The 19268-nt window shown below is 71.8% G+C and carries 20 protein-coding genes; 7 read left to right on the top strand and 13 right to left on the bottom strand.

Annotated features, from left to right (window positions below):
- Positions 1–8: 8 nt before the first annotated feature.
- Together ACGFNV_RS34815 and ACGFNV_RS34810 are read right to left on the bottom strand one after the other, a co-directional pair.
- The gene (locus tag ACGFNV_RS34815; protein WP_393628074.1) at positions 9–1856 is read right to left on the bottom strand and encodes a lasso peptide isopeptide bond-forming cyclase; all 1848 of its coding nucleotides are present in this window, start codon (positions 1854–1856) and stop codon (positions 9–11) included.
- Positions 1857–1880: 24 nt separating this feature from the next.
- A complete protein-coding gene (locus ACGFNV_RS34810) occupies positions 1881–1991 on the bottom strand; it encodes a keywimysin-related RiPP (protein WP_107102704.1) in 111 nt (36 codons plus the stop codon).
- Between the two features lie 477 nt (positions 1992–2468).
- On the opposite strand from ACGFNV_RS34810, the gene ACGFNV_RS34805 reads away from it, so the two are divergent.
- Positions 2469–2963, top strand: coding sequence for a lamin tail domain-containing protein (locus ACGFNV_RS34805; RefSeq protein WP_393628072.1), 495 nt, complete (start codon positions 2469–2471; stop codon positions 2961–2963).
- A gap of 69 nt (positions 2964–3032) precedes the next feature.
- On the opposite strand, the gene ACGFNV_RS34800 is transcribed toward ACGFNV_RS34805, so the two are convergent.
- The 10 genes from ACGFNV_RS34800 to ACGFNV_RS34755 are packed head-to-tail and all read right to left on the bottom strand — an operon-like array spanning position 3033 to position 11723.
- Positions 3033–3164 carry a hypothetical protein gene (locus ACGFNV_RS34800; protein ID WP_393628070.1) on the bottom strand — a complete coding sequence of 44 codons (132 nt, stop codon included), beginning with the start codon at positions 3162–3164 and terminating at the stop codon, positions 3033–3035.
- Positions 3161–3937: a hydrogenase maturation protease gene (locus ACGFNV_RS34795; protein ID WP_393628069.1), complete on the bottom strand. Its 777-nt coding sequence runs from the start codon at positions 3935–3937 to the stop codon at positions 3161–3163. The genes ACGFNV_RS34800 and ACGFNV_RS34795 overlap by 4 nt, the downstream gene beginning before the upstream one ends.
- Positions 3934–4968 carry a hypothetical protein gene (locus ACGFNV_RS34790; RefSeq protein ID WP_393628067.1) on the bottom strand — a complete coding sequence of 345 codons (1035 nt, stop codon included), beginning with the start codon at positions 4966–4968 and terminating at the stop codon, positions 3934–3936. Before ACGFNV_RS34790 ends, ACGFNV_RS34795 begins: the two co-directional genes overlap by 4 nt.
- Positions 4965–5666, bottom strand: coding sequence for a DUF6084 family protein (locus ACGFNV_RS34785; RefSeq protein WP_393628065.1), 702 nt, complete (start codon positions 5664–5666; stop codon positions 4965–4967). The genes ACGFNV_RS34790 and ACGFNV_RS34785 overlap by 4 nt, the downstream gene beginning before the upstream one ends.
- Positions 5663–5869: a hypothetical protein gene (locus ACGFNV_RS34780; RefSeq protein ID WP_393628064.1), complete on the bottom strand. Its 207-nt coding sequence runs from the start codon at positions 5867–5869 to the stop codon at positions 5663–5665. Before ACGFNV_RS34780 ends, ACGFNV_RS34785 begins: the two co-directional genes overlap by 4 nt.
- The gene (locus tag ACGFNV_RS34775) at positions 5854–6513 is read right to left on the bottom strand and encodes a DUF5947 family protein (RefSeq protein WP_393628062.1); all 660 of its coding nucleotides are present in this window, start codon (positions 6511–6513) and stop codon (positions 5854–5856) included. The genes ACGFNV_RS34780 and ACGFNV_RS34775 overlap by 16 nt, the downstream gene beginning before the upstream one ends.
- Positions 6510–7040: a NifU family protein gene (locus ACGFNV_RS34770; RefSeq protein WP_393628060.1), complete on the bottom strand. Its 531-nt coding sequence runs from the start codon at positions 7038–7040 to the stop codon at positions 6510–6512. The genes ACGFNV_RS34775 and ACGFNV_RS34770 overlap by 4 nt, the downstream gene beginning before the upstream one ends.
- Positions 7041–7053: 13 nt before the next feature.
- Complete coding sequence (locus ACGFNV_RS34765; RefSeq protein WP_393628059.1) at positions 7054–8844, bottom strand: nickel-dependent hydrogenase large subunit; 1791 nt, start codon at positions 8842–8844, stop codon at positions 7054–7056.
- 51 nt (positions 8845–8895) lie between these two features.
- On the bottom strand, positions 8896–9951 hold the full coding sequence (locus ACGFNV_RS34760) for a hydrogenase expression protein HypE (protein ID WP_393628057.1): 1056 nt from the start codon (positions 9949–9951) through the stop codon (positions 8896–8898).
- Positions 9952–10001: 50 nt separating this feature from the next.
- Positions 10002–11723, bottom strand: a complete 1722-nt coding sequence (locus tag ACGFNV_RS34755; protein WP_393628195.1) for an enoyl-CoA hydratase-related protein — start codon at positions 11721–11723, stop codon at positions 10002–10004.
- A 146-nt stretch (positions 11724–11869) separates the two neighbouring features.
- Between ACGFNV_RS34755 and hypA the strand changes: the two genes are divergently transcribed.
- The 6 genes from hypA to hypE all read left to right on the top strand — a co-directional run bounded on the left by hypA (position 11870) and on the right by hypE (position 17806).
- Positions 11870–12223: a hydrogenase maturation nickel metallochaperone HypA gene (hypA, locus tag ACGFNV_RS34750; protein ID WP_393628055.1), complete on the top strand. Its 354-nt coding sequence runs from the start codon at positions 11870–11872 to the stop codon at positions 12221–12223.
- Positions 12223–12993 carry a hydrogenase nickel incorporation protein HypB gene (gene hypB, locus ACGFNV_RS34745; RefSeq protein WP_393628054.1) on the top strand — a complete coding sequence of 257 codons (771 nt, stop codon included), beginning with the start codon at positions 12223–12225 and terminating at the stop codon, positions 12991–12993. The genes hypA and hypB overlap by 1 nt, the downstream gene beginning before the upstream one ends.
- Entirely contained in the window at positions 12990–15338 is a 2349-nt protein-coding gene (gene hypF, locus ACGFNV_RS34740) for a carbamoyltransferase HypF (RefSeq protein ID WP_393628053.1), read from the top strand. Before hypB ends, hypF begins: the two co-directional genes overlap by 4 nt.
- Entirely contained in the window at positions 15338–15646 is a 309-nt protein-coding gene (locus ACGFNV_RS34735) for a HypC/HybG/HupF family hydrogenase formation chaperone (RefSeq protein WP_133932862.1), read from the top strand. The genes hypF and ACGFNV_RS34735 overlap by 1 nt, the downstream gene beginning before the upstream one ends.
- The gene (gene hypD / locus ACGFNV_RS34730; protein WP_393628051.1) at positions 15643–16746 is read left to right on the top strand and encodes a hydrogenase formation protein HypD; all 1104 of its coding nucleotides are present in this window, start codon (positions 15643–15645) and stop codon (positions 16744–16746) included. The genes ACGFNV_RS34735 and hypD overlap by 4 nt, the downstream gene beginning before the upstream one ends.
- A 70-nt stretch (positions 16747–16816) precedes the next feature.
- Entirely contained in the window at positions 16817–17806 is a 990-nt protein-coding gene (gene hypE, locus ACGFNV_RS34725; RefSeq protein WP_393628194.1) for a hydrogenase expression/formation protein HypE, read from the top strand.
- A gap of 50 nt (positions 17807–17856) precedes the next feature.
- Here the strand turns inward: hypE and ACGFNV_RS34720 are convergent, their stop codons facing one another.
- Entirely contained in the window at positions 17857–19218 is a 1362-nt protein-coding gene (locus ACGFNV_RS34720; protein ID WP_393628049.1) for a HEAT repeat domain-containing protein, read from the bottom strand.
- Positions 19219–19268 lie beyond the last annotated feature (50 nt).

Raw genomic sequence — 19268 nt, 5'->3', positions numbered from 1 at the left:
GGAGGGGGTCAGGGATGGGCCACTGGGGTGCGGCGGGCGAGAGAGCGCAGCCACACCTCCGCGGCGATGGTGGAGTAGAGGATGGCGTCGGCCAGGCCCCGGGAGGCCGGCCGCTGGGCGAGGCGGCGCAGTCGGGCGGCGTCCACCAGGCCCAGTTCCGCCAGCCGGGAGTCCTCCCACAGCGCCAGCAGGTCGGCGCGGTGCTCGCGCAGCCCGTTGGCGGCGTCCATGGAGGCCGCGGCCTTGTTGGTGCGGCGCAGGCAGGCCTCGGGCACGATGCCGCGCATCGCGGCGCTCAGTACGGGCTTGTAGCGCCAGGGGGTGACACGGTCCTCCGGCCGTACGGCGAGGCACGCCTCGATGACGCGGTCGTCGAGGAAGGGGGAGGCCATCGGCAGCCCGGCCAGGGCCGCCATCCGGTCCCACTGTCGGATGACGCGGGTGCAGGAGCGGATCTGTTCGAGGTCGCTGTGCAGTCCCCGGTCGGCGTGCAGGGGTGTGGCGGTCGCCGCGGCCCTGAGGAGTGCCTGCCGGGCCGCCCGCTCGGCGTCGGGGGTCACCCAGTCGAACAGTCGCGGTGCCATGCCCCAGCCGAGGCCGGTGGCGACGGACGCGGGCGCGGGGTCGCGCAGGTGGGTGGCGGCGTCCGCGAGCCACTTGCCGTAGGGACGAGTGTCGGTGAGGGCGCGGGCGGTGCCGCCCAGTGGCCACTGCCACAGGGCCCGGAATCCCCGTAGCTGCCGCAGGGCGAACAGTGGGCGGGTGCGCAGCAGCTGGTGGTAGTACGCCTCTGAGCACCAGGCGACGTGGTCGCCGCCGATGCCGGTCAGGTGCAGGCGGCTGCCGCGCGCGGCGAGGGCGGGCAGGTGGTGCAGGACGCGGGAGCGGTCCATGACACCGATGGTGGGTTCGTCGAGGAGGTCGTCGATGCCGAGCAGGTCCTCGTAGACCAGGGGGGAGGCGTCGGCGTCCCAGATGACGTGCTCGACGTCCGGGAGGTGCCGTGCCGCCTGCTCGGCCCAGTGCAGGTCGGTGTCGGCCGGGTCGCGTCCGGGCCAGGTACTGGCCACCACATGGGAGGGAGAGCGGTCGGCCAGGAAGCAGACGGAGGTGGAGTCCAGTCCGCCGGACAGGTCGCAGCTGACCGTGCCGCCCTGTCGGGTGCGCGCGCCGACGGCCCGCTCGAGCGCGGTGCGGATGGCGGGGGCCGCCGTGGCGAGTGGTTCGCAGGGCTCCGGGGGCGTCCACCAGCGGGTGTGCCGTGCCGTGCGTCCGTCGGCGGCGACGATCACGGCGTCCTGCGGGGGTACGGCGGTGACCGCGCGCCAGAGGGAGGTCTCGAACAGCGGGTGCGGTGCGGGCCACAGCAGCCGGACAGCCAGTTCCTCCGGGTCGGGGTCGGCGCCCAGGGCGGCGGCGAGCGTGTCGGCCCGGGAGGCCGTGACGCGTACGCCGTCGATCTGCGCGTGGAAGACCAGCCGGAGGCCGGAGGCCGTGCCCTGGGCCCTGATGCGTCCCTCGTGGGTGGCGACGAGGTGGAAGCTGCCGTGGAGGGTGCGGGCCAGTGCGTCGAGTTCCGCGAGATCGCGCAGCTGTGCGGCCCGGTGCCGCAGTTCGTCGGCGTCGAGGGGGCAGCAGCCGATGACGGCGAGGGCGGTGTGACCGGCGCTCGCCGTCACGATCTCGTCGTCGTGCCAGTTCCCGACCAGCCAGGGACGGCCGGAGGCGTGGGTGAGGGTCCGGGTCGTGGGGCGGGCGAAGGAGCGGGCCACGGCGGCCGCGTCCGCACGGTCGGTGAAGACCGCGAAGTCCGCGTCGCCGGGGCCCGTCCCCGCACGTGCGTGCAGTTCAGTCATGACGTCGGGTCAAGGACCGTCCCGTCAGTTCTTGCTCAGGATCAGCCGGTCGTTGCCGGAGCGACCGAGCAGCCCCGTCTCCTTGCGGAACGTACCGAGCCTGACGAGCGTCGGAGCCTCGTAAGCCTTCTTCATGACCACTCCTCATGTGCAGATGACACACCCGCCTCCCTGGGCCGTCGGCCCACCCAGAGCTCATCGGGAACCCGGGTGACGGAGGGGCGCGGCATCCAGCTAGCTGCAGAACGGGAGGAGCGGACAAGACCGCTTACAGAATTCAGATGATATGCAAAAGTCATGCCGGACCTGCGCGGATGACCGTTCAACTGGCACGCACCGCCTGCGCCACACCCCTGCCGGGACGCCGCACATGTGCGCGGAGAAACGTTTGCACCTGCGTTCCAGTATGTGAGGGAGAGCCGTCCGGGCACGCCTTCCCCCCCAGTCACGGACGGGCGCCGCCGGGGCGCGTTCCGGGTGTGACAACGCGCTCCATTCCCCCTCCGACCCCCACGCCGCTCTTCACCATTTCATCACTTCCTGATCACCTGGCGATCATCTTATGTGTATGCTCCAGGCGCTCCATTCGCACCACCGAGGGGGGACTTCCTCATGCGTAAGCGCCATGTCATGGCCACCGCCGTCACTGCCGGAACGCTCGCGGCTCTCGCCGCCGCCCCGGCGCAGGCCACCGAGTACTCGTCCGCGCTGAAGGTCAAGGGCGTCCAGTACGACGCTCCCGGCAGGGACTCCAACCGGTGCGACGGCGGAAACACCCGGGAGGAGTTCCTGACGATCAAGAACTACTCCCGGACGGCGACCGTCAACCTCAAGGGTTATGTCGTCAAGGACGCCACCGGCAACACGTTCACCTTCAGCGCCAACCACTATCTCCAGCCCGGCGACTACGTGAAGCTGCGCGGCGGACGCGGCACGGACTCCGACGGGGGCAACGTCGTCTACCGCCAGAACTGCAACTTCATATGGAACAACGACAAGGACACGATCTACCTCTACAAGCCGGGCGGCAGCCGGGCCGACGTGCACTCGTACACCAAGTCCGCCAACGACCGTGACGGCAACGGCTACATCAACTACCACGGCTGACGTGCCGCCGCCGAGGCGGCGCAAGGCGATCGCCCCCCGCCGTCGGCGGGGGGCGATCGTCGTCGTGGATCACATGCCCTTCAGTTTGAAGTAGCGGCGTGCCTCCGGCAGTTCCGACAGGGCGATCAGGACCAGGGCGGCGGAGACGGCTCCGACGGTGGCTCTGACGACGTTGGCGGGGATGAAGACGCCTTTCCTCATGGCAGGTTCACCTCCTCTCGGGCGGCTTCGACGAGGATGTCGGCGAGCAGGGACTCGACGAAGGACACGGAGCGCTCCACGGCCTCGCGGACCGGTTCGCTGAGACCGACGACGACGTCCACCTCGGCGCCGGTCATCCGGATCTCGGGCTCGCAACCGACGACGAGGACGCGGGGCAGGTCCCCGTCGCCCAACTGGCGCGCGAGGGCGATGACCTTCACCGGGTCCATGGCGTGCGCCTCCGGCGCGCCCTCGCCGGGCAGCGTGGCGAGGTCGGGCTCGATGACGCTGAGGGTGCCGGGCGGCTGCCCGTGCGGTGTGGCGTCCAGCAGGACGACCGTGTCGTAGCCGTCCAGCATGCGGTACGCGAGGTCCATGCCCCGGATGCCGAAGTCGGCGACGTGGACGCCATCGGGCTGGGAGCGCCGGGCGAGGGCGGTGGCGGCCTCGGGGCCGAAGCCGTCGTCCGCCATGAAGATGTTGCCGACGCCCGCGACGAGCACGCGGTGGCCCGGCGTCTCGCCCTCGGGCCCGGGGAGCGGCTCGAGTTCGTCGGGGGCGAAGAAGAACCGGTGACCGATCTGGCTCGCCGCGCCGAGGTCACGGCCGGGGTCTCCTTCGAGGACGACGGCGATGTACACCTGCCCCTCGAAGTCCTCCTCCACCGCGGTGACTTCGGCGATCCGCCCCGTCAGGGCCAGGTCCATGATGTCCGCCCGCCGGGACGGCTTCAGCCGTACGCGCGTGCCGGGACGGAAGGAGACGCCGTTCACCGTGCCTCCCCGCCGGCCGCGCGGAACTCGCGGATGGTGCCGTGCAGGTTCATCAGGTCGTCGACGCCGAGTCCGGCGCAGCGGTCGAGGATCTCGCGCGCCCGGGGATCACTCGCCCGTGCCTCGGCCCGCTCCTCCTCGGTCATGCTCAGCACGCTCAGCACGAGCAGCTGGTCGATCTCGGTCCCGTCGAACAGGTCGCCCGGGCTCTCGGGCGCGATCCGTGGGAAGTCGTACAGCGTGACCGGTGAGGACAGCACCGTGTGCGCCCGCCCGTCACCCTCGTCGGTGCCCACCAGCACCGGCCAAGTGCCCTTGTTGCGGCAGGCGGAGGCGTGCTCGCGCAGGGCGTCGGGCGGGTCGAGGAGGGAAACGAAGCGTCCGCCCTCGCTGTGCAGCACGGTGTGCGTGGAGACGAAGGCGTACGGGGCCGCGGCCTCCCGCGCGTGCCGGGCGCCGGGGTCCGGCACCGGGCAGGGCGTGCTGTTGGCGATCCGCACGGTCAATTGCCGTACATCGTCCGAGGCGTCGTCCGCGACCGGCTCGGCCGTGACCTCGACGGTGCCGGTGAGCCGCCGCCAGCCGCGGACGAGGCTCGCGGCCCCGCCGGGCAGCTTCTCGGTGTCGGTGCCCTCGGGGATGTCGACGGTCGCGGTGCCGGGGGCGCCGGTCAGCACGACCTCGCGTTCGGTCACCTCCTGCCAGCTGACGTACCGCTCCCCCGCCACCGTCACCTCGTCGACGGGACGGCCGTCCTGGACGACGGTGCGGTCCACGACCTGGAGGAACCGCACGCGCACGGTGAGGTCGTCGGCGGGGCCCTCGTGGAGCACCTGTGTGGTCATGGTGGCCGGTTCGCCGAGCGCGTCGGCGCAGGCGGCGGGGAAGACACCGCCGAAGGTCCAGCGTTTGGCGTTCTTCAGCGCGGACCTGCGATAGGGCCAGAGCAGGTAGCCCTCGTACAGACAGGTCCGGGTGATCTTCTCTACGTCCGAGAGGGCCGCTTGTCGCGGCTGGTCGGTGAGGGTCATGTGGTGGTGGTCCCCGAGTGGTGGAGGGCGGTGCCGTCGAGCAGGGAGCGCACGGCGTCGTCGGGGGTGCCGAGGACGTTGCGGGCGCGGTAGGCGTCGAGGCGGTCGTAGGTGTCGCGGGACAGCCGCAGCCAAGGGCTGCCCGCGTGATAGCGGTCGGTGAGGGAGTTCCACAGGGCGGCGGGCAGGGCGTAGCGGGTGTCGCCGTCCGACCAGGAGATGCGGGAGGCGGCGAGTCCGGGCCCGCCGGGGGCGCGGTGGAAGACGGTGCCGCTGAAGAGGAAGTCGAGCGGCACGTCGCCGTCGTCGCCGACCGCGCGCAGGTACTTGGTGAGGGCCAGCTCGGTGTCGTAGGGGCACTCGACGGGGATGCGTACCGTCGTGCGGTCGTCGAAGGCCGGGACGTGGACGGTGGTCCGGGTCCAGTGGAGCGGCCGCATACTGCTCGCCCACTGGTCGGGCGCCCCGAACAGCTCGCCGAGTGCCTCCTGGGCCTCGGGGGCGTAGCGGCGGCGGGCGACGTCGATGCGGACGACGGTGGTCAGGGCGACCGAGGCGACCGGTTGGCCGCCGGTTCTGGCGATCTCCAGGTCGAAGCGGAGGGTGGGCAGCGCCGCGAAGGGCTCCTCCTCCGCTCCGGTGACGGCGAACGCCAGGATCGGCGCCACCGGAGCGGACAGCGCGGGGGACGCCGTCATGCGGGGGGCAGGTTCGGCATGTCCCGGTCGACCGGGTTGCGGTTCCGCGCGTTGATGCCGGTGGAGCGACGCGCCGTGGAGCGGTCGTCCCTCTTGTGTCCCGGCTGCCGCTTGTACAGGCCCTTGTGGTTGCCGCGCCGTACACCCGCGACGTGCGCGGGCTTGTCGGGCTCGACGTCGGGTTTGCCTACGGTGATGCCCATGACGCCTCCTCGGTGGTGAAGGGGGTGGCTTCGGTCGGTTCGATGAGGTCGACGAAGAAGTCCTCGACCCGCTGCCACACCTCGGGGCCGCCGTCCAGACCCTTCCAGTGTGCGCGCACGACGGCGACCAGGCGGTAGCAGTCGTCGAGCGGGACGAGCCAGTGCTCGGCCGCCCCGCGGGCCCGGTGCACCAGCAGCGCGGTCACGTCGGTGACGTGCTCCGGCAGGTCGGGGTGCCCCTGTTCGACCTGCTGCCAGCTGTCGGCGGGCACGATGGCCCGCAGCGCGCCCAGCGGGCTCGGGTAGGCCGCAGTGACCTCGCCGGTCTCGGCCGATCGGGTGAAGAAGGCGAGGGAGACGGGGACACCGAGACCGGCCCACACGGCGTCGTCGATGTGCAGGCCGTCGAGCCTCCGCCGCTCCTGTGGCAGCAGCCGGTAACCGCCGGCCGAGGTCGCGCCGTGGTCGAACAGCACGGCGCAGGCGCGACAGGCGCACGAGACGGTGCCGCTGGCGGGCTGGAGGACATGGCGGTGCGGGTGCCCGGTCGGCAGCGGCTCGGCGCACAGGTCGCACTGCTCCTCCCGGGCGCCTTGTCCGTCGGCCCGGGACGCCTGCTGGGCCACGCGTCGCAGCCCACTCATCCGCAGGCTCCTCCGCCGACGGGCGTACGGTCGCGGAACAGCGCGTCCACGGGGATCAGCGCCCCGTCGGCCCGGCCGCCTTCCACCCGTACGTCCTCGACTTCCGGTGCCCGCGCGGCCAGCGCCTCCCGTACGGCCTGTTCGGCGCCGGCCGCGCCGCAGCCGCTCTGCTGGATCCGGACCCGTACGGCGGACCCGGACATCTCCAGCAGCTCCGGCGGTCCGGGCAGGTCAGCGAGGGACTGCCGTACCCGGGTCTCGACCGGGACGGGATGCAGGTCGTGGACGAGGAGGAGGTGGCCGACGAGTTCGTCGCCGGCCAACCGCTCCAGCAGGTCGGGGTGGTCCACCAGGTGCGCGGTGATCCGGCCGAGGCACTGCCCGTACAGCCCGACGAGTGTCTCGACCGTCTCGGCGGCCTTCCTCGCGGCGAGTCCGTCCGGCAGGGTGTCCAGGCCGGACAGCCGCTCCTCGGCCAGCGCCACCTGGCCGCGCGCGTGGGCGTCCTCCCAGGGTTCCCAGGTCATGGTCGGGGCCGCCCTAGTCCGCGAGGGTGCCGAAGGTCGGCGAGTGGGACTGGGTGAGGGTGCGGCCGCCGCCGAGGTACATGTGGACACCGCACGGCAGGCAGGGGTCGAAGCTGCGGACGGTGCGCATGATGTCGATGCCCTTGAAGTTCTCCGGCCCGTTCTCCTCGAAGATCGGGCAGCCCTGCACGGCGTCCTCGTAGGGGCCGGGGGTGCCGTAGAAGTCGCGGGGGCTGGCGTTCCACGGGGTCGGCGGGTACGGGTGGTAGTTGGCGATCTTGCCGTCGCGAATGACCATGTGGTGGCTGAGCACACCGCGCACGGCCTCGTGGAAGCCGCAGCCGATGGCGTCCTTGGGCACCTTGAAGTCCTGGAAGGTCTTGGTGACGCCGGAGCGGACCTCGTTCAGGGCCTGGTCGACGAAGTGGAGGGCCATGCCGGCCGCGTAGGCGACGAAGTACATGCGGGCCCGGTTGCGCTCGATGGTGTTGGGGAACGGCGGGGGCGTCCACTCCAGACGGACCTCCGGCGAGGACGGCGTCTTCGGCAGGTCGATCTGCACGCTGTGCCCGGTGGAGCGGACGTACGGCGTGTTCACCTTCCCGGCGAGAGCGGTGGCCCAGAGACGGGCGATGGGGCCGCCGCCGGTGTCCAGGGCGAGGAAGTCGTTGGTGCGCTTGTCGAACCAGCGCGGGCTCATCACCCAGCTGTAGTTGCCGTTCTCCAGGTCACGCTTCTGCGGTGCGGGCAGCGTGGTCTGGTTCCACGGGTGGCGCTTGTCGACCGGGTTGCCCAACGGGTCCTTGTCGACGAAGGTCTCCTCACTCGTCCAGTCCTCGTAGTACGAGCTGCCGAGCAGGATGCGCATGCCGAGGTTGATGTCGACCAGGTCCGTGGTGACGAGCTGGTTGTCGACCACGATGCCCGGGGTGACGAACATGCGGTTGCCCCACTCGTTCATCTTCTTGTAGTCGTAGTCGACGATCTCCGGGTCCTGGAAGGCGCCCCAGCAGCCGAGCATCGTGCGGCGCCGGCCGACCTCCTGGTAGCCCGGCAGGGCCTCGTAGAAGAAGTCGAAGACGTCGTCGTTCATGGCGACCGCACGCTTGACGAAGTCCAGGCAGCGGGTAAGGCGGACCAGGTAGTCCGTGAAGAGCTGGGGCGTGGCGACCGTGCCGACCCCGCCCGGGTAGAGCGTGGAGGGGTGCACGTGGCGGCCCTCCATGAGACAGATCATCTCGCGGGTGAGGCGGCTCATGACCAGTGCCTCTTTGTACGTGGCCCCCTCGAAGGGGTTGTACGAGCTCATGATGTCGCCGATGGTGCGGTGGCCGTGCTGGTCGCCGCGCGGCGCCGGGGTGCGCTCGGCCCGCTCCCACACGCCCGGGTTGGTCTCCTTGACCATGCGTTCGCAGTAGTCGACGAAGACCATGTTGTCCTGGAAGATCGTGTGGTCGAACATGTACTCGGCGGCCTCGCCGAGGTTGATGATCCACTCCGCGAGCGGCGGCGGCTTCACGCCGTACGCCATGTTCTGCGCGTACACCGAACAGGTGGCGTGGTTGTCCCCGCAGATGCCGCAGATGCGGCTGGTGATGAAGTGGGCGTCGCGGGGGTCCTTGCCCTTCATGAAGACGCTGTAGCCACGGAAGATCGACGAGGTGCTCTTGCACTCGACGACCTCCCGGGCGTTGAAGTCGATCTTCGTGTAGATGCCCAGGTTGCCGACGATCCGGGTGATGGGATCAAACGCTACGTCGGTGAGGGTGCGCTGCTCCGCGGGCGCGGCCTGGCTCGTCGTCACTGGACGGTTTCCTTTCGCACAGGGGTCAGGCGTGGGGTTCGGGCGGTCAGGTCACTTGCCGGGCCAGCGCGGCGCGAAGCCGGAGGTGAGCTCGGTGCGGTTGTGACGCCACTTGGGCTCTTTGTTGACCGAACGGTTGGTGATGGCGCGCAGCGTGCGCACCAGCGGGCCGTAGGTGGAGGAGGCGAAGGCGGAGGAGATGCTGGCGCCGGGCGGCTCGTCCATGAACGGCATGAACTTGTCGGGGAAGCCGGGCATGGTGCAGCCGATGCAGATGCCGCCGACGTTGGGGCAGCCGCCGATGCCGTCCATCCAGCCGCGCTTGGTGACGTTGCAGTTGACGACCGGGCCCCAGCAGCCGATCTTCACCTGGCACTTGGGCGAGTTGTAGTCCTTGGCGAAGTCGCCCTGCTCGTAGTAGGCGGCGCGGTCGCAGCCCTCGTGCACGGTCTTGCCGAACAGCCAGGTAGGGCGCAGCTGTTCGTCGAGCGGGATGGGCGGGGCCATCCCCGCGGCCTGGTACAGCAGCCAGGTCACGGTTTCCATGAAGTTGTCGGGCTGGACCGGGCAGCCGGGCACGTTGACGATGGGCAGCCCGCCGGCGGAGCGGAAGCCCCAGCCCAGGTAGTCGGCCAGGCCCATGCAGCCGGTGGGGTTGCCCGCCATGGCGTGGATACCGCCGTACGTGGCACACGTGCCGACCGCGATGACAGCGAAGGCGCCGGGGGCGAGCCGGTCGATCCAGGTGTTGAGGGTGATGGGCTCGCCCGTGCGGGGGTCGTTGCCCATCGAGGTCCAGTAACCGTCGCCGTTGATGCGCTCGTTGGGGATGGAGCCCTCCACGACGAGGACGTACGGGGCGCCGAGCTCACCGTCGGCGGCCTGGTGGAAGGGCCGGGTGAAGTCGTCGGCGCTGTCGTACGAGAGCACCTTGTTGTGCAGGACGACCTTTGGCAGTCCTGGAATGGCGCCGAGGACCACGTCCTCCAGACTGGGCAGCGATGCGGCGGTGACCGAGACGGTGTCGCCGTCGCAGCTCATGCCCTCCGAGGTCCACAGAATGTGAACTTCCTCCACGGCCGCGGGGGCCTGGGTGTCGGTGCTCATGGGATCCCTTCCTGGCGGCGTCCCCCGCAGCAGGCTGACATATCGCACGATTACTGGCTATTCGGACACTCCGTTCGGAGGTGGTCCGGCGTCCCGTTCGGCCGACACTTGCGGACGAAGGCAGAGCGCAGGGCGTGGTAAGGCGCGGTCGGGTCGTCGAAGACGGCGCGCATGCGTTCCAGCTCGGCGGCGCGGTAGGCGCGCAGGGGGCGTACGGCCTCGTCGCGCTCCCGTGCGGCCTTCTTGGCGCCGAGCCGTGCGGGGAGGCTCGCGGAACGAGCCAGACGGTCGGCCATTCGGGTGATCACGTCCGCGAATTCGGTGGGCGCGCAGTCGATGACCTGGTCCACCAGGCCGAGGGAGTGGGCCGAAGTCGCGCTGAGCGGCAGGGCGTCCTCCGTGAGGCGGGCGGCGGCCGCCGGCCCGACCTTGCGGGGCAGGGTGTAGGTCCAGTACTCGGAGCCGTACAGGCCCATCAGGCGGTAGTGGGGGTTGAGGACAGCGCCTCGGCGGCACCACACCTCGTCGGCGGCGAGGGCGAGCATGCTGCCTCCGGCGGCCGCGTTGCCGGGGAGGGCGGCGATGACGAGGCGGTCGGTGGTGGTGAGGATCTCTTCCACGAGGTCGTCGATGGCCTCGATGTTGGCGAGGGACTCGGCGGCGGGGTCGGGGGCGGCCTCGATGGTGTTGAGGTGGATGCCGTTGGAGAAGAAGTCTCGTTCGGCGCCGAGGACGATCACGTCCGTCGGGCGGGTGCGGGCGTGGCGGTAGGCGGTGAGGAGTCGTTGGCACTGGGCGGTGTTCATGGCGCCGCCGGGGAAGCGCAAGGTGAGGTGGCCGACGGTGCCACGCTCCTCGTAGGTGATGTCTGAGTAGCTTCCGCTCGTTGTTGTTCGAGTGCGGGTCGTGGGGGGTTTCTCGCGCCCACGCGGCGGAGCCGCACATGTCTCAGCCCCGCGCCCCTCGAGAGCCGGCTTCGCCGGCAACTTGAATGTTGCCGGGCCGCCTGGTTCGCGACGGGGGCGGAGTTCTGGGATCCACACCGCGCCGTCCGTCGTGGCTCGGCAGATGGCTCCGTGTCTGGTGGCCAGGAGGGCACCCGGGGTGCCTTTGAGGTGGGGTTCCGGGTGGCCGCCGTGCAGGTACCAGTCGGTGCCGAGGAAGGTGTCCAGGACGCCGGGCTGCGAGTCGGCTGCGCGGAGTTTGCGGAGGACCGTCTCCGTGGAGTCGGTGTGCCAGTCGATACGGCGTTCGGCCTGGGTCAGGTACGGCTGCCAGGTGTGGGTGGGGGGTGTGACGGGGGTGTACTCGCCTGAAGCGAAGCGGTCGACGGCGAGCAGGACCGCCCTCAGCGCGGCGTCGGCCAGTTCGCCCCGGTAGAGGTCGCTCTTGCCGATGTCCGGGGGGATGGTGAAGTCCGCCGATGCCCACACGGGGCCCGCGTCCATCTCGGCGACCGCCTGGAGGACGGTGACGCCCCAGTGGTCGCGGCCCTCCTGGATCGCTCGGTCGAGGGAGGACGGGCCGCGGTCGCCGGGCGGGCCCGGGTGGACGATGAGGCAGGGGTACGCCGACCAGACCTCCTCCGGGACGGCGGTCGTCAGCATGGGGGCGATCAGCAGGTCGGGGGCGTGGCCGCGCACCGCTTCGACGAGTCGCTGGTCGTCCCCGAGTGCCAACTCCACGGCGACCGGGTGCCCCAGGTCGCGCAGTTCCGCGTGGACCCGCTGGGTGAGGCTGTTGAAGGCGCTGGCAAGAAGCAGAATCCGCATCACGCGGCGATGCTGCCCGCAGACGACGGCACGGGGCGCGAGGCGCGCCCCCGGGCGTCGTGGGCTTGGGCCGGGCGGGGGAAAACACCTGCCGTCCGCGTGGGCGTGCGGCTGTGGCGCTGCGGCCGTGCCTAGCGTGGCGGACCATGCACGAGCTGTCGATCGCCACCGCCGTCGTGGAGAGCGCCGAGGACGTCGCCCGGGAACACGGGGCGGACGCGGTGGCGGGCGTGACGCTGCGGATCGGCGAACTGGCCGGTGTGGTCCCGGACGCACTGCGCTTCTCCTTCTCACTGGTCGCCGAGGGCACCGCGCTGCACGGCGCGGAACTGGTCATCGAAGAGGTGCCGGCCCGCGCCCGGTGCGGCGGCTGTGACGCGCGCTTCGACGTGGGCTCGCCGCCCGCGCTGTGGTGCCCGCACTGCGACACCGCGGCGGCCGAGCTGCTGACCGGGCGGGAACTGGAACTGGCGGAGGTACGAATGGCAGGGAGCCCGTGATGTGCCGCAGCGTCGACGTACGGACGGCCGTACTGGCCAAGAACGACGGTCTGGCGGCGCAGCTCCGCGCCGACCTGGCGAAGCGGCGGGTGACCGCGGTCAATCTGCTCTCCAGTCCCGGCAGCGGCAAGACCGCGCTGCTCGAACTGGTGCTGCGCCGGTCCCTGGAGCGTGGGGTGGCCGCCGCCGCTCTCACCGCGGACCTGGCCACGGAGAACGACGCCCGTCGCCTCGCCCGCTCCGGAGCGCCCGTGAAGCAGGTGCTGACCGGCGGGCTGTGCCATCTGGAGTCGGCGCAGGTGCGCGGGCTCCTCGAGGGCTGGCTGCCGGAGGCGACCCGGCTGCTGTTCGTGGAGAACGTGGGGAACCTGGTCTGCCCCGCCTCCTACGACCTGGGCGAGACGCTGCGCGTGACGCTCATGTCGGTGACGGAGGGCGAGGACAAGCCACTGAAGTACCCGACCGCCTTCGGAGCGGCTCATCTCGTGGTGGTGACGAAGACCGACCTCGCCGAAGCCGTCGGCTTCGACAGTGTCGCCTTCACGGAGGCCGTGGAGCGCGTCAACCCCGGCGTGGAGATCCTGCGCACCTCGGCCCGTGACGGGCAGGGGGTCAACCTCCTCCTCGACCGCGTGCTCGCCGTCGCGGACGGGGACGCACCGCACACTCCGCTGCTCGCGGCGGACCACATGCGGGCACATGGCCATGATCACGGGCCCGAGCACCCCCACGGTCACGAGCACGCCGCGTCCCGGCCCACCACCGCGTGACCGCCCCGACGACGACCGCCCAGGGCACCGAGCGGCGGCGCGTGACCGTGCGCGGAACCGTGCAGGGCGTGGGGTTCCGGCCCTTCGTGCACCGGTTGGCCGGGGAGTTGGGCCTCGCGGGGCACGTCCGCAACGGTGCGGCGGGGGTGGTCGCCGAGGTGGAGGGTGCCCCCGAGGCCGTGGCCGACTTCTGCCGGGCCCTGACCGAGCGTCCGCCGCCGCTGGCCGACGTCCAGGAGGTGACGTACGAGACCGTCCCGGTCGTCGGCGTGGCCGGTTTCGTCATCCACTCCTCCGAGGGCGACGGGCCGGGCCGCACGCTCATCCCGCCGGACACCGCGACCTGCGAGGACTGTCTGCGGGAACTCGCCGACCCGGCGGACCGGCGGCACCGGCACCCCTTCGTCACGTGCACGCACTGCGGCCCCCGCTTCACCATCTCCACCGCTCTCCCCTACGACCGGGCGACGACCACCATGGCCGTCTTCCCGCTGTGCCCGGCGTGCGCCACCGAATACGCGGACCCCGCCGACCGGCGCTTCCACGCCCAGCCGGTGGCGTGCCACGACTGCGGGCCCAGGCTGCGGCTCACCGTCCCCGGGAGCCGTCCGTACGAGGGTGAGGTGGCGCTGGCCGAGGCGCGGCGGCTGTTGGCGCGGGGCGCCGTGCTGGCCGTCAAGGGCCTCGGGGGTTACCACCTGGCCTGTGACGCCGGTGACGAGCGGGCCGTGGCCGCTCTGCGCTCGCGCAAGGAGCGCGGCGGCAAGCCGTTCGCCGTGATGTGTGCGGATCTCGCGGGGGCCGAGAAGCTGGCGCACATCGGCCCCGAGGAGCGGAAGGTGCTGACGAGCCGTCGGCGGCCGATCGTGCTGCTGCGGCGGCGGGGCGGGGCCGACGGGCTCGCCGAGGCGGTATGTCCGGGCAGTCCGGACGTCGGTGTGATGCTGCCGTACACCCCGCTGCACCGGCTGCTGTTCGGGCTGCCGGGCGATCCGCCGGGTCCGCGGGTGCTGGTGATGACCAGCGGCAACCGTTCAGGGGAGCCGATCGTCACCGATGACGCCGAGGCGCTGGAGCGGCTCACCGGGATCGCCGACGCCTGGCTGGGGCACGACCGGGGCATCGAGGCGCCCTGTGACGACTCCGTGGTGCGTGTGCGGCCGGACGGGGGCGGCGAGGTCGTGCTGCGCCGGTCGCGCGGACATGTTCCCGAGCCCATCGCGCTGCCCGTTCCCGTAGCTCCGGCCCTCGCGGTGGGCGGCGATCTGAAGAACGCCCTGTGCTTGGGAGCCGGGGACCGTGCCTGGTTCTCCCCGCACATCGGTGACATGGGCGACCTGGCCACCGTACGGGCCTTCGAGCGGGCGGCGGGGCGGCTGCGGGTGCTGACGGGGATCGAGCACGGGCTGTTGGCGGCCGACCGGCATCCGGGGTACCACTCGGCCCGCTGGGCTCGGCGGGCCGGGCAGGCGGGCGGTCTTGCGTTGCGGCTGGTGCAGCATCACCACGCCCACATCGCGTCCGTGATGGCCGAGCACGGGCTGGACGGCGGTGCGCGTGTCGTCGGCGTCGCCTTCGACGGCACCGGGTACGGCGACGACGGGGCGGTGTGGGGCGGGGAGGTGCTGGTCGGTGGCTACGCCGGCTTCCACCGCTTCGCGCATCTGCGGTACGCGCCGCTGCCCGGCGGCGACGCGGGCGTGGCCAACCCGTGCCGGATGGCGCTGGCGCGGTTGAGTGCGGCGGGGTTGCCCTGGGATGCCGAACTGCCCTGCGTGGCCACGTGCACGGCTCAGGAACTGCGGCTGCTGGAGCAGCAGTTGGCGCGCGGGACGGCATGTGTGCCGACCTCGTCCATGGGGCGGCTCTTCGACGCGGTCTCCTCGCTCGCGGGGATCTGCCATCGGGCCCGCTATGAGGCGCAGGCCGCGATCGAGCTGGAGGCGGCGGCGGTGCTCGCCTGGCCGGAGGAGACCGGGGCGTACGCCTTTGCCGCCGGCCTGGATCCGGGTCCGGTGCTGGGCGCGATCGTCGCCGATCTACGGCGCGGGGTGCCCGTCGCGGTGATCGCGGCCCGCTTCCACCGCGGGGTCGCGGCGGCCGTGGCGGACGTCTGCCGGGTCGCCCGCCGGGAGACGGGGGCGCGGGTGGCGGCGCTGTCGGGCGGGGTGTTCGCCAACGCGCTGCTCGACGCCGAGTGTGCCGCGCTGCTCGCGGCGGACGGGTTCACGGTGCTCCGCCATCGGCGGGTGCCGCCGGGCGACGGCGGTCTCGCGCTCGGCCAGCTGGTGGTGGCGGCGCGGACGGATCGTTCCGCACTGCAAGAACGACAAGGAGGACGCTGATGTGCCTTGCGGTACCCGGCCGTGTGGTCGGGATCGAGGACCGGGACGGCACGCGCATGGCGCGGGTCGACTTCGGCGGCGTGGTCAAAGAGGTGTGCCTCGCCTACGTCCCTGAGGCCCAGGTGGGCGAGTACGTCATCGTCCACGTCGGTTTCGCGTTGCAGCGGCTGGACGAGGAATCGGCTCGCGCCTCGCTGGAGCTGTTCGAGCAACTCGGGCTGCTGGAAGAGGAGTTCGGCGACGCGTGGGCGCGCGCCGAGGCGGAGGGGACTGCCCCCGAGCCCGCCGGAGAGGAGGGCGTGCGATGAAGTACATCGAGGAGTTCAACGACCCGGAGCTGGCTCGGCGGCTGCTCGACGAGATTCACGCCACGGTCACCCGCCCCTGGGCGATGATGGAGGTCTGCGGCGGGCAGACCCACTCCATCATCCGGCACGGCATCGACCAACTCCTTCCGGAAGAGGTCGAGTTGATTCACGGGCCGGGTTGTCCGGTGTGTGTGACGCCGCTGGAGATGATCGACAAGGCGCTGGCGATCGCGGCCCGCCCGAACGTCGTCTTCTGTTCCTTCGGTGACATGCTGCGCGTGCCGGGCACCGGCCGTGACCTGTTCCGGGTGAAGGGTGAGGGCGGTGACGTACGGGTGGTGTACTCGCCGCTCGACGCCCTGGAGATCGCCCGTCGCGAGCCGGACAAGGAGGTCGTGTTCTTCGGTATCGGCTTCGAGACGACGGCCCCGGCCAACGCGATGACCGTCCACGAGGCCCGCCGGCTCGGCATCCGCAACTTCAGCCTGCTGGTGTCGCACGTGCGGGTGCCGCCCGCGGTCGAGGCGATCATGACGGCGCCCGAGTGCCGGGTCCAGGCGTTCCTCGCGGCCGGCCATGTGTGCAGTGTGATGGGCACCGCCGAGTACCCGGAGCTGGCCGAGCGCCATGGGGTGCCGATCGTGGTGACCGGCTTCGAGCCGCTGGACATCCTGGAGGGCGTGCGCCGTACGGTGCGTCAGCTGGAGCGCGGCGAGCACCGGGTGGAGAACGCCTATCCGCGCGCGGTGCGCGAGGCGGGCAACCCGGCCGCGCTGCGCATGATCGAGGAGGTCTTCGAGGTCACCGACCGGGCCTGGCGCGGCATCGGTGTGATCCCGGACAGCGGCTGGCGGCTGTCCGCGGCCTTCCGGGAGTACGACGCCGAGCACCGCTTCGACGTCGGCGACGTGAAGACGGTCGAGTCCCCCGAGTGCCGCAGTGGCGAGGTGCTGCAGGGCCTGATCAAGCCCAACGAGTGCTCCGCCTTCGGCACCACCTGCACGCCACGCACCCCGCTCGGCGCCACGATGGTCTCCAGTGAGGGTGCCTGCGCGGCGTACTACCTGTACCGGCGACTGGAGGTGGCCCCCGTTGGCTGACACGGACACGGTCGTCGACCCCGCGAACTGGTCCTGCCCCGCTCCCCTGCGCGACCACCCGGTGGTCGTGATGGGCCACGGGGGCGGCGGCGCGCTCTCGGGCGAGCTGACGCAGCACCTGTTCGCGGCGGCGTACGGCAACGAGACGCTCGCCGCGCTCACCGACTCCGCGGCCGTCGAACTGGGCGGGGCCCGGCTGGCGTTCTCCACCGACTCCTATGTCGTACGCCCGCTGTTCTTCCCCGGCGGCAGCATCGGCGACCTGGCCGTCAACGGCACGGTCAACGACCTGGCGATGAGCGGCGCCCGGGCCGCCTATCTGTCGACGGCGTTCATCCTGGAGGAGGGCGTCGAACTGGACGTGGTGGGCCGGGTCGCCCAGGCGCTGGGCGCGGCCGCCTCCGCCGCCGGGGTGACGGTGGTGACCGGGGACACCAAGGTCGTCGAGGCGGGCCACGGGGACGGCGTGTACGTCAACACGTCCGGCATCGGCCTGATCCCGGCCGGTGTCGACATCCGTCCGCAGCGGGCGACGCCGGGTGACGTGGTGATCGTCAGCGGACCGATCGGGGCGCACGGGGTGGCGGTGCTGAGCGTGCGCGAGGGGCTGGAGTTCGGTTCCGACGTCGTCAGCGACACCGCGCCACTGGGCGGGCTGGTGGCCGCGATGCTGGAGGTCACACCGGACGTGCATGTGCTGCGCGATCCGACGCGGGGCGGACTGGGGACCTCGCTGTGCGAGATCGCCGCCGCGTCCGGCACGGGTGTCGTGCTCACGGAGGCCGCGGTCCCGGTGCCCGACTCCGTGGCCGCGGCCTGTGGTTTCCTCGGGCTCGACCCGCTGTACGTCGCCAACGAGGGGCGCCTGGTGGCCTTCGTACCACCCGAGCACGCCGACGCCGTCCTCGCGGCGATGCACGCCCACCCGCAGGGCGCCGGCGCGGCCGTCATCGGTACGTGCGTGGCCGAGCACCCGGGCATGGTGGTCGCCCGGACGGGCCTCGGCGGCACCCGGGTCGTGGACCTCCCGTTGGGGGAGCAGCTGCCGCGCATCTGCTGAGCGGTGAGGGCAGGTCGCCGGCCGGACCGTGCGGTGGAGGCCTGCCCGCCTCAGTTGTCGTCGCCCGCCGCCCGGGCGTCCTTCTCCTGTTTCCACCGCCACAACGCCCAGCTCCGATGGTCGTCGTCGAATCCGGGGCCGAGGGGGCCGACCCGTTCGATGGCTTCCTCGGTGCGCGGGTCGTCGCGTCGGGCGAGACCGTAGGCGGCCTCCAGGCGTACGAGCTGGTCCTCCTCGTCCAGCAACGCGGCCAACGCGTCGGCGATGGGGGGCGTGTGGTCGCGGGATGCGGCCAGTGCCGCCGCGGTGGCCGCGCGGACGGCGGCATCCGGGTCCCGCACCAGCGACAGCACTGCCCGGGTCATCTCCGGCGTGGGGGTGTCGAACGTGGCGGCGATCGCGCACGCGCTGCTCCGTACGCCCGGGTCCGGGTCCCGTATGAGGGTGAGCAACGCGGTCCGGGCCTCGGGGCTGAGGGGGACGCCGTCCGTGGGGAGGATGTACGGCACTTCGCGGCGCACCCTGGGATCCGGGTGGTCCGCGTGGCGGAGACCGGTCGCTTCCAGCCCCGGGTGGTCGTGTTTGGTGAACGTGTCGAACAGTCTGGCGAGGACCGCGCCATCCGTTTCCTGGGCTGCCCAGGTGTCGATGAGTTCGCAGTCCTCCTTCGCGAACCGGCCGCCGTCCGGCGGGGTGACCGACCTGCTCCAGAGGAACCACGCCACGAAGAGGCGGTGGGCCGGATCGGGGTGGTGACGGTGGGCCGTCACCATCGACCAACTCGCCCTGGTGGGGCGTTGACCGAGAACGAACCAGCCCGTCGACCAGTCCACGTGGTGTTCGTCCGGCTGCCTGAGAGCGCGGGCGATGATCTCGTCCACGGGGGTCAGGACGCGGAACGCCCACTCGAGGGCGGTCAGGACGGCGCCGTGTCCGGCCCGCACGGTGAGCCCGCCGAGGGACACCTCGTCGACGTGGTCGCACTCGTCGTCCTGGACCACCACCGTCGTGGCGGGGCCCTGAGCGCCGGTCCTGCGCCGCAGCTCCTCGGCCGCGCCGGTCTCGTACCAGCCCCGGGCCAGGTCGAGGAGGCGTTCGCGGTCGGCCCGGGCGATCCGCAGCCGGGGCTCCTTGCCCAGTACCGCCGAGACGAGCGCCGGGGAGCCGCCGTCGACGGCACGCCACAGCGGGGTCGTCCCGTCCGGCAGCACCCGGTCGGGGTCGGCGCCGCCCTCCACCAACGCGGCGGCGACCTGCTGGTCGTAGGCGGTCACGGCCAGGCACAGCACCGGCAGCCCGTCGCCGCCGTCCGTGTTCGGATCCGCGCCGGCTTCCAGCAGGCTCCGTACCTCGTCGGCGTCCCCCGCCCGGACCGCCGCCGCGAGCCGGCCGTCCAGCCCGACCTCTCCCATACCGCCCCTTGTGCTGTGTCGAGTGCCCCCGCCCCAACAGATCACATCGC

The sequence above is a fragment of the Streptomyces sp. NPDC048751 genome (assembly GCF_043198595.1).
GTDB lineage: Bacteria > Actinomycetota > Actinomycetes > Streptomycetales > Streptomycetaceae > Streptomyces.
The sequence above is the reverse complement of the archived record's forward strand: the minus strand, read 5'-3'. Positions and strand labels throughout refer to the sequence as shown.

Excerpts from the sequence above, each read along its gene's own strand:
- ACGFNV_RS34815 (WP_393628074.1), bottom strand. The coding sequence starts at position 1,856 with ATGACTGAACTGCACGCACGTGCGGGGACGGGCCCCGGCGACGCGGAC.
- ACGFNV_RS34810 (WP_107102704.1), bottom strand. The coding sequence starts at position 1,991 with ATGAAGAAGGCTTACGAGGCTCCGACGCTCGTCAGGCTCGGTACGTTC.
- ACGFNV_RS34805 (WP_393628072.1), top strand. The coding sequence starts at position 2,469 with ATGCGTAAGCGCCATGTCATGGCCACCGCCGTCACTGCCGGAACGCTC.
- ACGFNV_RS34800 (WP_393628070.1), bottom strand. The coding sequence starts at position 3,164 with ATGAGGAAAGGCGTCTTCATCCCCGCCAACGTCGTCAGAGCCACCGTC.
- ACGFNV_RS34790 (WP_393628067.1), bottom strand. The coding sequence starts at position 4,968 with ATGACCCTCACCGACCAGCCGCGACAAGCGGCCCTCTCGGACGTAGAG.
- ACGFNV_RS34785 (WP_393628065.1), bottom strand. The coding sequence starts at position 5,666 with ATGACGGCGTCCCCCGCGCTGTCCGCTCCGGTGGCGCCGATCCTGGCG.
- ACGFNV_RS34780 (WP_393628064.1), bottom strand. The coding sequence starts at position 5,869 with ATGGGCATCACCGTAGGCAAACCCGACGTCGAGCCCGACAAGCCCGCG.
- ACGFNV_RS34775 (WP_393628062.1), bottom strand. The coding sequence starts at position 6,513 with ATGAGTGGGCTGCGACGCGTGGCCCAGCAGGCGTCCCGGGCCGACGGA.
- ACGFNV_RS34770 (WP_393628060.1), bottom strand. The coding sequence starts at position 7,040 with ATGACCTGGGAACCCTGGGAGGACGCCCACGCGCGCGGCCAGGTGGCG.
- ACGFNV_RS34760 (WP_393628057.1), bottom strand. The coding sequence starts at position 9,951 with ATGAGCACCGACACCCAGGCCCCCGCGGCCGTGGAGGAAGTTCACATT.
- ACGFNV_RS34755 (WP_393628195.1), bottom strand. The coding sequence starts at position 11,723 with ATGCGGATTCTGCTTCTTGCCAGCGCCTTCAACAGCCTCACCCAGCGG.
- hypA (WP_393628055.1), top strand. The coding sequence starts at position 11,870 with ATGCACGAGCTGTCGATCGCCACCGCCGTCGTGGAGAGCGCCGAGGAC.
- hypB (WP_393628054.1), top strand. The coding sequence starts at position 12,223 with ATGTGCCGCAGCGTCGACGTACGGACGGCCGTACTGGCCAAGAACGAC.
- ACGFNV_RS34735 (WP_133932862.1), top strand. The coding sequence starts at position 15,338 with ATGTGCCTTGCGGTACCCGGCCGTGTGGTCGGGATCGAGGACCGGGAC.
- hypD (WP_393628051.1), top strand. The coding sequence starts at position 15,643 with ATGAAGTACATCGAGGAGTTCAACGACCCGGAGCTGGCTCGGCGGCTG.
- hypE (WP_393628194.1), top strand. The coding sequence starts at position 16,817 with ATGGGCCACGGGGGCGGCGGCGCGCTCTCGGGCGAGCTGACGCAGCAC.
- ACGFNV_RS34720 (WP_393628049.1), bottom strand. The coding sequence starts at position 19,218 with ATGGGAGAGGTCGGGCTGGACGGCCGGCTCGCGGCGGCGGTCCGGGCG.